General features: G+C 40.5%; 15 protein-coding genes. 14 read left to right on the plus strand and 1 reads right to left on the minus strand.

The window, feature by feature from the left end:
• The first annotated feature begins 10 nt into the window (after positions 1-10).
• The 11 genes from MHB38_RS00200 to rsmI all read left to right on the plus strand — a co-directional run bounded on the left by MHB38_RS00200 (position 11) and on the right by rsmI (position 8196).
• Complete coding sequence (locus MHB38_RS00200) at positions 11-1075, plus strand: toxic anion resistance protein (protein ID WP_081114840.1); 1065 nt, start codon at positions 11-13, stop codon at positions 1073-1075.
• 77 nt (positions 1076-1152) lie between these two features.
• On the plus strand, positions 1153-2559 hold the full coding sequence (locus MHB38_RS00205) for an aminotransferase class I/II-fold pyridoxal phosphate-dependent enzyme (RefSeq protein ID WP_341002018.1): 1407 nt from the start codon (positions 1153-1155) through the stop codon (positions 2557-2559).
• The gene (gene tmk / locus MHB38_RS00210) at positions 2556-3194 is read left to right on the plus strand and encodes a dTMP kinase (protein WP_017366431.1); all 639 of its coding nucleotides are present in this window, start codon (positions 2556-2558) and stop codon (positions 3192-3194) included. Before MHB38_RS00205 ends, tmk begins: the two co-directional genes overlap by 4 nt.
• A gap of 79 nt (positions 3195-3273) precedes the next feature.
• Entirely contained in the window at positions 3274-3603 is a 330-nt protein-coding gene (locus MHB38_RS00215) for a cyclic-di-AMP receptor (protein ID WP_012008640.1), read from the plus strand.
• Positions 3604-3615: 12 nt separating this feature from the next.
• A complete protein-coding gene (locus MHB38_RS00220) occupies positions 3616-4056 on the plus strand; it encodes a YaaR family protein (protein WP_008341898.1) in 441 nt (146 codons plus the stop codon).
• An 11-nt stretch (positions 4057-4067) separates the two neighbouring features.
• Positions 4068-5057: a DNA polymerase III subunit delta' gene (holB, locus tag MHB38_RS00225; RefSeq protein ID WP_017359329.1), complete on the plus strand. Its 990-nt coding sequence runs from the start codon at positions 4068-4070 to the stop codon at positions 5055-5057.
• Between the two features lie 2 nt (positions 5058-5059).
• A complete protein-coding gene (locus MHB38_RS00230; RefSeq protein WP_007496230.1) occupies positions 5060-5887 on the plus strand; it encodes a PSP1 domain-containing protein in 828 nt (275 codons plus the stop codon).
• A 14-nt stretch (positions 5888-5901) separates the two neighbouring features.
• The gene (gene yabA / locus MHB38_RS00235; protein WP_341002022.1) at positions 5902-6255 is read left to right on the plus strand and encodes a DNA replication initiation control protein YabA; all 354 of its coding nucleotides are present in this window, start codon (positions 5902-5904) and stop codon (positions 6253-6255) included.
• Between the two features lie 55 nt (positions 6256-6310).
• Positions 6311-7054: a tRNA1(Val) (adenine(37)-N6)-methyltransferase gene (locus MHB38_RS00240; RefSeq protein WP_046527641.1), complete on the plus strand. Its 744-nt coding sequence runs from the start codon at positions 6311-6313 to the stop codon at positions 7052-7054.
• Complete coding sequence (locus MHB38_RS00245; protein ID WP_017359327.1) at positions 7041-7340, plus strand: GIY-YIG nuclease family protein; 300 nt, start codon at positions 7041-7043, stop codon at positions 7338-7340. The genes MHB38_RS00240 and MHB38_RS00245 overlap by 14 nt, the downstream gene beginning before the upstream one ends.
• Positions 7315-8196 carry a 16S rRNA (cytidine(1402)-2'-O)-methyltransferase gene (gene rsmI, locus MHB38_RS00250; protein WP_008341890.1) on the plus strand — a complete coding sequence of 294 codons (882 nt, stop codon included), beginning with the start codon at positions 7315-7317 and terminating at the stop codon, positions 8194-8196. The genes MHB38_RS00245 and rsmI overlap by 26 nt, the downstream gene beginning before the upstream one ends.
• Before the next feature lie 44 nt (positions 8197-8240).
• Here the strand turns inward: rsmI and MHB38_RS00255 are convergent, their stop codons facing one another.
• The gene (locus MHB38_RS00255) at positions 8241-8531 is read right to left on the minus strand and encodes an AbrB/MazE/SpoVT family DNA-binding domain-containing protein (protein ID WP_087975202.1); all 291 of its coding nucleotides are present in this window, start codon (positions 8529-8531) and stop codon (positions 8241-8243) included.
• A gap of 519 nt (positions 8532-9050) precedes the next feature.
• Between MHB38_RS00255 and metG the strand changes: the two genes are divergently transcribed.
• The 3 genes from metG to MHB38_RS00270 all read left to right on the plus strand — a co-directional run bounded on the left by metG (position 9051) and on the right by MHB38_RS00270 (position 13347).
• Positions 9051-11051 (plus strand): methionine--tRNA ligase, encoded by a 2001-nt coding sequence (metG, locus tag MHB38_RS00260; protein ID WP_008341884.1) that lies wholly within the window; start codon positions 9051-9053, stop codon positions 11049-11051.
• Between the two features lie 81 nt (positions 11052-11132).
• Positions 11133-11900, plus strand: a complete 768-nt coding sequence (locus MHB38_RS00265) for a TatD family hydrolase (protein WP_341002023.1) — start codon at positions 11133-11135, stop codon at positions 11898-11900.
• A 244-nt stretch (positions 11901-12144) separates the two neighbouring features.
• Positions 12145-13347, plus strand: a complete 1203-nt coding sequence (locus tag MHB38_RS00270; protein WP_017359324.1) for a G5 and 3D domain-containing protein — start codon at positions 12145-12147, stop codon at positions 13345-13347.
• Positions 13348-13370: the final 23 nt, after the last annotated feature.

The following is a 13370-nucleotide window of genomic DNA, read 5'->3' on the forward strand; positions in this document are numbered from 1 at the left end:
GTCAAACTCGATGAAACCAGAAGATCAAGTCATACCACCAGCCCCATCTACTACAGATCTTCCGTTTCGGGTGTTTGATACCTTATCTGATGAGGAAAAGCAGGAGGCGCTACAGCGAGCTGAGAAGATCCCTGACCATCTACAAAAACTGCTTTTCTATGGCACACGTGTGCAGGAACGATTGTTAGAACAATCAAAACAAATGATGCAATATGTGGAGAAAAAAGATATTGATCAAATCGGAGACGTTCTAGAAGCTTTTTTGCAGCAACTGCATTTAGTGGAGCCAGAGGATTTATTGCCAAAGAAGCGAGGCTTTTTTTTAAGGTTATTTCAGCGAGAAAAGCGTTCTACTCAGGAGATCATATCTCGTTTTAAACAAGCAGAAGCACAGATAGAGAGATTGTCAGCAAGGCTTCGTTACGCCAGAGGCGTGTTAATTTCGGACCATAAGTTATTGGAGCGTTTATTTGAAGAAAATCAATCATACTTTCAAGAGATGACGTTACAGGTTGCAGCAGTTGAAGCAAAATTGACGCTGTTAGAGCGACATGCCCTAACAGAATCAACACAGTCACATGATCGGACATTAGAGGAGCAATTGATGAGTCGGGAAGTCGATGAAGAAGAATATATGGAGAGATTAAAAGAACGGAAGTATGATTTGCTGTTGAGCCGTCAAATTGCACTGCAATGTAATGCCCAAATTCGAATGATTCAGCATACAAACCATACATTAGCCAATCATATTCAATCAACTGTTTCCGCATCAATTCCTTTATGGATCAACCAAATGTCGATTGCGTTCAATCATATTCAGCAGCGAGCCAATTCAGCGCTTGAGCAGCGTATCCAGCAAACATATGAACAGGTATCGAAGCAGCAAGGACAGCTTCTTGAAGATGCATCCTTAACGCCTATAGATACGTTGAAAAAGGTTCAGCGCCAATTGGCCGAAACATTGCAGGAAACGTTGCAGGTAAAAGAACATGGGAGCCAAGAACGAGCTCAATTAAAAAGCAGCATGTATGAGGCAGAGCAGAAGCTGGTGAATCATAAACCAATAAAGGAATGAGAATCCATCTTTCAGTTCACTTGTTTGAACGTTATAATAGATATAAGATATCGTTTAAGTGAAAAGGGTCGATTTGTTTGAAAACACCTTTATATACAGCATTATCACAACATGCGGAAAAGAAGCCCTATTCTTTTCACGTTCCGGGACATCACAATGGAGATGTCTTTTTTGATGAGGCACGGTCCTATTATGCATCTATTCTTCAGCTGGATGTGACAGAACTTGAAGGTCTAGATGATCTTCACCATCCGACTGGGGTGATTCAAGAGGCAGAGGATTTATTGGCAAAGTTATATGGAGCTAAACAAAGTTTTTTCCTTGTGAATGGCACAACCGTTGGCAATTTGGCAATGGTGATGTCTGCGTGTCAGGCTGGGGAGGGCATTTTCGTTCAGCGAAATTGTCATAAGTCTGTGTTCCATGCGATTGAGCTTGCGGGAGCGACGCCTATTATGTTAGAAACTGAGAGTGATCCGTACTTGCACGTCCCAACCCATGTGACGGAGGAAACAGTCAAACAAGCTATGGCTACACATCCTAACTGCCGGGCAATCGTTTTGACATATCCGAACTACTACGGACATGCAGCTGATTTATCAGGGCTCATTCAAATGTGTCATGAAGCTGGCATCATTGTATTAGTTGATGAGGCACATGGTGCTCATTTTGTATTAGGCGGTGCCTTTCCTCCATCTGCCCTTTCCTATGGAGCAGACGTGGTGGTACAATCAGCACATAAAACCCTTCCGGCAATGACGATGGGGTCTTATCTTCATCTTCAAGGAGACCGAATTGATATGAAGCGGATAAAGACGTTATTAACGATGCTTCAAAGCAGTTCACCTTCCTATCCAATTATGGCTTCGTTAGATGTGGCGAGAGCTTATGTGGAGGAGTTGAAGGGAAAAGGGTTAATGGACGAAATCATGAGAGACTTGGCAAATCTGAAAGCACAGTTCAATATGATCTCCAATCTCGAAGTGGTTGAGTCTGACTCTTTACCTATGGATCCATTAAAATGTGTCATTCGTTCAACAAAAGGGCTGACAGGCTATGAACTAAAAAAGTGTCTTGAGTCGGTGGAGGTTCACCCAGAACTTGCGGATGAACATCAAGTGTTACTCGTTTTTGGTCTAAGACATACAAAGGACATTCCTTTTACAGCTATAGAGCAGGCTCTTCAGCAAAGTGATTCATTGCTTGTAAAAAAAGAGCCTCAAACGGGATCGCTCTTCTTAGAGGACGATCAGCAAAAGCGAGATGTAGAAGCTGTTCCATTCGAAAAAGCAGCAGGCCGGATTAGTGCAGAATCGGTCATTCCCTATCCGCCTGGCATTCCTTTGATGATCAAAGGAGAACCGATTGAATCAGATCAAGTTGCGACGTTAAGCCGTTTGCTTGGGCATCAAGTTCATGTGCAAGCAAGTCAGGTGATTCACCAGAGAAAATTATATGTTTATATAGAAGAGGAGACACTATGAGCGGTATGTTTATTACGTTTGAAGGGCCAGAGGGTGCTGGAAAAACGACAGTGATTCGAAAAGTGTACGAAGAAATGGAACGTCAAGGCTATGCAGTGATGGCGACACGTGAGCCCGGAGGCATTGATATTGCAGAGCAAATTCGTGAAGTCATTTTAAATGAAAAAAATACAAAAATGGACGCAAAAACAGAGGCATTGCTTTATGCAGCAGCTAGAAGACAGCATTTGGCTGAGAAAGTAGAACCGGCATTGAAGCGGGGGGAAACTGTTTTATGTGATCGTTTTGTAGACAGCTCCCTTGCTTATCAGGGCTATGCGAGAGGGCTTGGGATTGAAGAAGTCAAATCCATTAATGATTTTGCCATTAATGGCACGATGCCGCAAATGACCATTTACTTTTCCATTACACCAGAGGAAGGTCTAAAGCGAATTGATGCCAATCAAGGAAGAGAAAAAAATCGATTAGACATGGAAACACTGAATTTTCATCAAATGGTCAGAGAAGGATATGAGCAGGTGATTGCGCAATCACCAGAACGATTCCGTGTAGTAGATGCGTCTCAGCCTGTTCAGGATGTCTTTAATGAAGTGTTTCAGCTGGTTCAGGACACATTAAAGAAAAATCAAATATGACCTCATTCCCAATCGTTGTTATAATATAGAGGAAGACATCGGCATGTCACCTGTGCCTAAAATGAAGGAGGCCAATCAAATGAAATTAATTGTTGCCGTTGTACAGGATCAAGATAGCAGCAAGTTATTGAAAATATTGACCGAACATCAATTCGGCGTGACAAAATTAGCTTCGACTGGTGGATTTCTAAAGTCTGGTAATACGACTTTTATCATTGGTTGCGATGATGTCCGAGTGGATAAAGCGTTACAGCTAATCAAGGAAAATTGCCGTAAACGTGATCAAATGATCGCGCCTGTATCACCAATGGGTGGAAATGCAGATTCATATGTACCATACCCTGTTGAGGTTGAAGTTGGTGGAGCTACCGTCTTTATTCTGCCAGTTGAACAATTTCATCAATTTTAAGGATGGGTTGCTGTGAAAATTAATCAAGATATGCGGCTGCTTTTAGAAAAGCGTGAACTTCAAGCGATGAAAGGAAGCCAAACTTCAGCATCGTTTAAATCATCGATGGAGACACAAAGTGGTAAAATGCGTTTAGAGCAGCTGACAGTCATGCTGAGCGATATCGAAGTCTTCGGCAAGAAACTGACAAAGTCACGAAACCTTAAAGATTTGGCTAGGTTTAAAGGACTTGTGAAACGCTTTGTAAAAGAAACAGTCGATAATGGATTAAATATAGAGACATCAAGGAGCTTTGACATTTATGGCAACACGCGAACACTCGCTTTAGTCAAAGCATTAGATGAAAAGCTGATTGAGTTAACAGAGGATATGATGAATCAGGAGAAACCCTCGATTGATTTGCTTGAACGTATTGGAGAAATAAAAGGTTTATTGATTAACCTTTACACATAGAGAGTGATAACATGGCAATTAGCTGGGATGACATGAATGATTTACAGCCGCGCGTCATGCGGCTGATTTTTAATAGTATTGATAAAGACCGACTGGCTCATGCTTACTTATTTGAAGGAAAAAAAGGGACCGGAAAGCTAGATGCTGCGATGCTTTTAGCGAAGAGCTTTTTTTGTTTGGAAGCAGGAGTGAAACCATGTGAGTCCTGTCAAAACTGCAAAAGAATTCAGTCTGGCAACCATCCAGATTTACATCTAGTGCAGCCTGACGGTCAATCAATTAAGAAGGCGCAAGTGCAGGCTTTGCAGGAGGAATTTACAAAAGCAGGCGTAGAATCGCATCGGAAAATGTATATCATTCTCCATGCGGACAAAATGACGGTCAATGCTGCGAACAGTTTATTAAAGTTCCTAGAGGAGCCCAACCGGGAAACGATGGCAGTTTTAATCACTGAACAATCGCATAAAATGCTGGATACGATTATTTCAAGATGTCAGATGCTTAGCTTTAAGCCGCTGCAGCCGCAATCTTTGGAGCAGCAGCTTTTACAAGAAGGCGTGTCTCAGGATCTTGCAAGGCTTTTGTCGAATTTAACCAATAATTTAGCAGAAGCACTCGAATTAAGTCGAAATGATCAGTTTGCAGAGTCTAGAGCGAAAGTGATAAAATTGTATGAAGTCTTACACCAGCGAAAAGAACATGCATTTTTTTATATACAAGATCAATGGATGCCTTTTTTCAAAGAGAAAGACCTTCAAGAAACTGGTCTTGATATGCTTTTATTTATATATCGTGATGTATTGTCGATTCAAATAGGAAATGAAGATAAAGTCATTTATCAAGACTTATTCCAGACAATGAAGCAGCACGCGCTGCATTCCACACAGCAGATGGTGACGAATCAGATCCTTGCTGTATTAGAAGCGAAAAAGAGACTTCAATCCAACGTGAATGCCCAAGGGCTAATGGAGCAATTGGTGTTGATGTTGCAGGAGGGATAAGCTTGTACAACGTAATTGGTGTTCGCTTTAAAAAAGCGGGCAAAATCTATTATTTCGATCCTAATGGATTTCATATAGAAAATGATAGTTGTGTCATTGTAGAAACAGTCAGAGGTGTTGAGTACGGGCAAGTGGTCATCGCCAATAAAAAAGTAGATGAACACGATGTGGTTCTCCCTTTGCGTAAGGTGATTCGCGTCGCAGACGAACGAGACCGGCTCATCGTTGAGGAGAACAAAGAAGCAGCGATGGCAGCCTTTGACACATGTCTTCAGAAAGTAAGTGAACACGGCCTAGAAATGAAGCTGGTTGATGTCGAATTTACATTCGACCGCAACAAGGTCATCTTCTATTTTACAGCGGATGGCAGAGTAGATTTCCGTGAGCTGGTCAAGGATCTTGCATCTATTTTTAAGACGAGAATTGAACTTCGTCAAATCGGTGTAAGAGACGAGGCAAAAATGCTAGGCGGCATTGGTCCGTGTGGACGTATGCTTTGCTGTTCAACTTTCTTAGGAGATTTTGAACCTGTGTCCATTAAAATGGCAAAAGATCAAAACCTCTCGTTAAACCCTACCAAAATTTCAGGGCTTTGCGGCCGTTTAATGTGCTGCTTGAAATATGAGAATGATGAGTACGAAACAGCAAAAGAACAATTACCGGACATCGGTGAAACGATTCAGACGTCTAATGGCTCTGCAAAGGTAGTAGGGCTTAATATTTTAGAACGAATTTTGCAAGTTGAATTAACCGGGCAAGAAAAAGTGATAGAATATACTTGGGAAGAATTATTACAAGAAGGCGTTGTATCTGCACAAACAACTGAGTAACGAGGTGTGCCACCTTGGATAAAAAGGAACTATTTGATACGGTGATTAATTTAGAAGAACAAATCGGTTCTCTTTATCGCCAGCTAGGTGATTTGAAAAATCATATCGGTGAAGTGATTGAAGAAAATCATCAGCTGCAGATGGAGAATCAGCACTTGCGTGAACGTCTGGATCAATCCGATCGAGATAAATCGTCTGAGGCAGAGCATGATTCTGGCCAGAAGCCAAGTCATTCTGATATAGGAGAAGGTCATGATAACCTCGCTCGTTTATATCAGGAGGGCTTCCATATTTGTAATGTACATTATGGGAGCATTCGGAAAGAGGGAGACTGTTTGTTCTGTCTGTCATTTTTAAATAAAAAATGAGAAAAGGCTTCCGCTGAATCGGGAGCCTTTTTCACAGGAAAAGAAAGGATACATCATGGTTTCGTTAAGAGAAGATGAACGTTTAGACTACTTGCTTGCAGAAGATATGAAAATTATTCAAAGTAAAACGGTGTTCGCCTTTTCATTGGATGCAGTGTTATTAGCAAAATTTGCGTATGTGCCGATTCAAAAAGGGGAGATTATTGATCTTTGTACGGGAAATGGCATCGTTCCATTGCTGCTTTCGACGAGATCTAAAGCCTCTATTACAGGGGTTGAAATTCAAGAACGCCTATATGATATGGCAAAGAGAAGTGTGGCGCATAATCAACTGGAGCAGCAGATTGAGTTGATCCATGGTGATTTAAATGATATGCCTAAACGGTACGGAAACCACAAAGTAGACGTGATTACTTGTAATCCGCCATATTTTAAGACTCCTTCTAAGGATGAAATCAATGAAAATGAGTATTTGGCGATCGCACGTCATGAGATTCATTGTACATTAGAAGATGTCATTCGTGTTTCTTCCACTTTGCTAAAGCAAGGAGGCAAACTGGCAATGGTTCACCGTCCTGGACGGCTGCTTGAGATTGTTGAAATGATGAAGAAATACCGAATTGAGCCAAAACGAATTCAATTTGTATATCCGAAACAAGGAAAAGAAGCGAATACCATTTTAGTGGAAGGCATGAAAGATGGAAAGCCGGATTTGAAAATTCTCCCGCCGCTTTTTGTTTATGGAGAAGACCAAGAGTATACAAAAGAAATCAGGACGATACTGTATGGAGAAGCATAGTCATTATTTCTATGTATTGAAATGTGCAGATGGTAGTTTGTACGCTGGGTATACAAATGATTTACAAAAAAGGCTGACTGCCCATAATAGTGGGAAGGGTGCAAAGTATACGAGAGCCAGACGACCGGTGGAACTTTATTATCACGAATGTTTTTCAACCAAAAGAGAAGCCATGCAACAGGAATATCGTTTCAAAACGTGGACACGTCGAAAAAAGGACATGTATATAGAAGAAAAGCGAATCAAAAAGGAGGCGGCACATGAAAAAGACACAGAAAAGCTTTGATGGTCAATCAGAAATGGGTATTCTTTATCTCGTACCAACCCCGATTGGAAACTTAGAAGATATGACGTTTCGAGCGATACAAACGTTAAAGGATGTAGACTATATTGCCGCAGAAGATACGAGACAAACGAAAAAGCTTTGTCATGTCTATGAAATTGATACCCCATTAACGAGTTATCATGAACATAACAAAGATAGCAGTGGTCACAAGTTAATCGAATGGTTAAAAGAAGGAAAGAATATTGCACTCGTGAGCGATGCCGGTTTACCGACGATCTCTGATCCAGGAGCCGAAGTGGTTCGAGACTTTACGAACATCGGAGGCTATGTCATTCCGTTACCTGGTGCAAACGCAGCACTTACGGCGCTCATTGCGTCAGGAATCGCACCACAGCCATTTTTCTTTTACGGTTTTCTTGATCGTCAAAAAAAGGAAAAGAAAAAACAGCTGGAAGCATTGAAGAAACGCCAAGAAACAATTATTTTCTATGAAGCGCCCCATCGGTTAAAAGAAACGCTGACTGTGATGAAAGAAGTGTGGGGGAACCGGAATATTGCCATTACGAGAGAACTGACAAAGAAATTTGAAGAGTTTATTCGTGGAGATTTAGAATACGCGCTGACTTGGGTGACAGAACAACAAATCCGTGGTGAGTTCTGTCTCGTCGTACAAGGAAATGATCAGGATGAAGAAGAACTGAATGAAGAAGCTTGGTGGAATTCTTTATCTGAAAAAGAGCACGTGATCCATTACATAGAGGAAGGGTTAACGTCAAAAGAGGCTATTAAACGTACTGCGGTCGAACGTGGTGTGCCAAAGCGGACGATCTATGATGCGTATCATATTGAACAATAAAGAAAGGTTCTTGCAAACGGTGCAAGAACCTTTTTATATAAAACTTATTTTTGTGATTGAAGTTGGTTTTGGATTTCGTTAATGATTTGCTCTGCACCTTCACGGCTAAGAACTAATTTACCATTAGCAAGTTTAAGGTTATCGTCTGATACTTCACCTGTTACTTGGCAAGTCATGTTTGGTTTATATTTTTTTAGGATAATTTTTTCATCGTCAACATAAATTTCCAAAGCGTCTTTTTCTGCGATTCCTAACGTACGGCGAAGCTCGATTGGAATCACCACGCGTCCTAATTCGTCAACTTTACGTACAATACCTGTAGATTTCATCTTCATTCTCCTCCCAAAAAGTTCTTATTCTTAATATAATATTATCTTCGTCATTATTCGACAAATTCCTTACATTCCTAGCATAACAAGGTTTCCATAAATCGTCAATCATTTTGTTTACTATTGTTTGTAAAATATGACTCTTAAAGTCAAAGGACCTTGAAACTACCGGTGTATAAGGATTTTTCAGAATTTATCTATAAAAATATGAAAAATGACGATAACAGATTAACAAGACTTTTGCCCTAATTTAGCCAAATGTAAATCTGGAAATAGATTTCATACGACAATATTCGACAAAATGTCGAGTGGTTTGTCGTTTTTTTCGAAAAACTCATCTTTTTCGTTCATTTCAATCTGTTCTATGTATATATGCTTGATCTTAAAGGCTAAGATGGTATCATAGAGAAAGCACAAGTGCAAAACATAATGAAATGATCTGACACATTTTAATGAAGTATGATGACCGCTCTCGTCCATTGGGCGGGAGTTTTTGACATTTACACACAAGCAGGAGGTTCCGACATGCCGGAAAAGAAAAAAACGTTTTATCTGACTACACCAATTTACTATCCGAGCGGAAAATTACATATTGGACATGCTTATACGACAGTGGCAGGGGATGCCATGGCTCGTTATAAACGTCTGCAAGGCTATGATGTGATGTATTTAACGGGTACTGATGAGCACGGACAAAAAATTCAGCAAAAAGCTGAAGAACAAAATATTACACCGATTGAGTATTTAGATCCGGTCGTTGCTGACATTAAATCATTATGGAAGAAACTCGACATTTCAAACGATGATTTCATTCGTACAACGGAAAAAAGACATACGAAAATCATTGAGCAAGTCTTTCAAAAGCTGCTTGATCAAGGAGATATTTATTTAGATCAATATGAGGGCTGGTACAGTATTCCTGATGAAACATTCTATACGGAAACACAGCTTGTTGATGTTGAGCGAAATGAGAAAGGGGAAGTCATTGGAGGGAAAAGCCCAGACAGTGGACACCCTGTTGAATTGATTAAAGAGGAATCATATTTCTTCCGTATGAGTAAGTATGCTGATCGCTTACTAGACTATTACGAAAAGAACCCGTCGTTCATTCAGCCTGAATCAAGAAAGAATGAAATGATTAATAACTTCATTAAACCGGGGTTAGAGGATTTAGCTGTATCAAGAACAACCTTTGATTGGGGCATTAAAGTACCTAATAATCCGAAGCACGTCATCTATGTATGGATTGATGCGTTATTCAACTACTTAACAGCGATTGGCTACGGAACCGATCAAGATGAAAAATATAAAAAATATTGGCCTGCCAACGTACACCTAGTCGGGAAAGAAATTGTACGATTCCATACAATTTACTGGCCAATTATGCTGATGGCACTTGATCTGCCGTTGCCAAAACAAATTTTTGCACATGGCTGGCTACTCATGAAAGATGGCAAAATGTCTAAATCAAAAGGGAACGTAGTAGATCCTGTTACATTAATTGATCGCTATGGTCTTGATGCTCTTCGTTATTACCTGCTACGCGAAGTACCATTTGGTGCAGACGGTGTGTTTACACCAGAAGGATTCGTGGAACGTGTAAACTATGACCTTGCCAATGATTTAGGAAACTTGCTTAATCGTACAGTGGCGATGGTGCAAAAATACTTCGACGGTACATTAAGCAGCTATAAGGGACCAGTCAATGAGTTTGATGAGGAACTAAAAGCTGTAGCTGAACAAACGGTGAAAGCCTATGAAGAAGCGATGGAAAACCTCGAATTCTCAGTGGCTCTTTCAAATGTTTGGACATTAATCAGCAGAACGAATAAATATATTGATCAAACAGCTCCTTGGGTATTAGCGAAGGATGAAACAAAACGAAAAGAACTGCATTCTGTGATGTACCATTTAGCAGAATCACTTCGAATCACAGCTGTATTGTTAACACCATTCTTAACAAAAACACCTGAGAAAATCTTCTTCCAGCTTGGAATTGAAGAAGAGAAACTCAAAAGCTGGGAAAGCATTCTTTCTTTCGGTGCGATTCAAAAAGCGACGGTACAAAAAGGTGAGCCATTGTTCCCTCGTTTAGAAGTTGAAGAAGAAGTGGCATACATTAAAGAGAAGATGCAGGGAAGTGCGCCTAAGGTAGAAGAAGAGACAGTTGAAATAGAAGAAACTGAATTACCTGAGCTGGGTGCCGAAATCGCCTTCGATGATTTTTCGAAAGTTGACCTTCGTGTAGCACAAGTATTGGAAGCAGCACCAGTGAAAAAAGCTGATCGTCTCTTAAAGCTTCAGCTTGATTTTGGATTTGAAAAGAGACAAATTGTCTCAGGGATTGCCAAGCATTATCAACCAGAAGAATTGGTAGGGAAGAAGCTCGTCTGCGTAGCGAATCTCACACCAGTTAAACTAAGAGGGGAAATTTCCCAGGGAATGATTTTAACTGGAGAAACTGGTGGTAAATTGCAGGTTCTTGAAGTAGATCAATCTCTAGCAAATGGAACAAAAATTTTATAATTCAACAAAGGTGTTCCACGTGTAACATTTCGTCGAACACCTTTTGTTTTTCAGAAGAATTGTCGAAAGGAGCAATCAACCATGTTATTTGATACACATGCCCACTTAAATGCTGAACAATATAATGAAGACTTAGAGCAGGTGATTGAAAGAGCCAAAAGTGAAAAGGTAGAGAAGGTTGTGGTGGTCGGGTTTGATCGTCCAACCATTACGAGAGCGATGGAGCTAATTGAAGCATATGATTTTATTTATGCAGCCATCGGCTGGCATCCTGTTGATGCCATTGATATGACAGATGAAGATTTGGCTTGGATCAAAGAATTATCTCAGCATGAAAAGGTTGTTGCCATTGGAGAAATGGGTCTAGATTACTATTGGGACAAGTCGCCAAAAGATGTGCAAAAAGAAGTCTTTAGACGTCAAATTGCTCTTGCGAAAGAAGTGAATCTGCCAATTATCATTCATAACCGTGACGCTACGGAAGATGTAGTGACGATCTTAAAAGAAGAAGGAGCGGCAGAAGTTGGAGGAATTATGCACTGCTTTACTGGCAGCCTCGAAATTGCAAAAGCGTGTATGGAAATGAACTTTTATATCTCATTTGGTGGACCTGTGACATTTAAAAATGCAAAAAAACCAAAGGAAGTTGTAAAGGATATTCCAAGTGATCGTCTGTTGATTGAAACAGACTGTCCATATTTAACTCCAGCGCCATTTAGAGGGAAACGGAATGAGCCGAGCTATGTGAAATATATCGCAGAACAAATTGCTGAATTGCGAGAAATGAGCTTTGAAGAGCTTGCTGCATTGACAACAGAAAATGCGAAAAAAGTTTTCCGTATAAACTGACAGTATATGATGTCAATCCTTGTTTAAGCTTGTCCAATTGTGAAACATAACGAAAAAGTTCTACACCTTTGCGCCTCCTCATAGGATAAGTTGTCGATAAGTCTTTCTTCCCTTCCTTCCAAAAATCTCCCATAATAGGTTTACAATCGAGCATTTTTGTACAGTGGGTGGAAGGGTTGACAGGTTTTGAGATACTCTATATAATCTCTCCGAGGAGAAGGAGGCGTTTTTCATCGTACAAAAAATGAAAAATCTGTTTTCTGTCAAGCTAGGAAAAGGCAAGGTTTTATTTCTAGTCGCTTGCTTGCTTTTAGCTGGAACTGGGACGGCTTACGGTGCGCATGAGCTCACTAAGCAGTCTATTACCATTTCAATCAATGGCAAAGAGAAGACAATTCGTACACATGAAGAGACAGTAGCACAGCTGCTTTCAGACCTTGGAATAAGGACCAGGGCGGAGGATCATATCTCTCCAAGTCTAAATACAAAGATTCAAGACAACATGAACATTGTGTATGATGCGGCTATACCGGTTCATCTCACCCTAGATGGGAAAGAGAAAACGATATGGACAACAGATCAGACGGTTGGAGCATTATTGAAGAATGAGAAGATAGATATTGGGAAGCACGATCAAGTAACTCCAGGAAAGAATGACAAGATTAAAAAGAATATGGATCTTGTGGTTCAGCAGGCCTTCCAGGTCAGCTTAAACGATGGAGGAAAGGATAAGAAAGTGTGGACCACTTCGACTACGGTCGCTGACTTTTTAAAGCAACAAGAGCTGAAGCTCAAGAAGCACGATAAGATCAAACCTGCGTTACATAGTCACCTTTCTAAAAAAAGCGCAGATGTGAAGATCACTCGGGTGGAAAAAGTCACCGATGTAGTGGAAGAGAAAATTGCTTTTGATACCAAACATAAAAAGGATCGATCTCTTGAAAAAGGAAAAGAGAAGGTGCTTGAAAAAGGTGAAGAAGGTAAATTAAAGAAGCACTATGCCATTGTGAAAGAAAACGGCAAAGTGGTGTCTAAAGAATTAATTAAAGAGGTTACTGCAAAAGACAGTAAGGATCGTTTAGTGGCCGTTGGTACACAAGTGTCCAAGAAGGAACCTAAAGCGTCACCTGCGGTTTCAAGAAGTAATGAATCTTCAGGAAAAGAGTTCTATGTGACGTCTACAGCCTATACAGCGAGCTGTGCTGGATGTACGGGCAGAACGTCTACAGGCTTTAATTTAAAAGCAAATCCAGGTGCAAAGGTCATAGCAGTAGATCCGAGTGTCATTCCGCTGGGCTCTAAAGTGTATGTGGAAGGCTATGGGTATGCCGTTGCATCAGACACTGGATCTGCTATAAAAGGGAATAAAATTGATGTGTTCGTCCCAAGTAAGTCGGCAGCTTATCAATGGGGAAATAAACGAGTGAAAATTAGAGTGCTCAAATAAACACATCAAATCATTTATATGAA

Source organism: Bacillus sp. FSL K6-3176 (assembly GCF_038003325.1).
Classification (GTDB): Bacteria; Bacillota; Bacilli; order Bacillales; family Bacillaceae; genus Bacillus; species Bacillus altitudinis.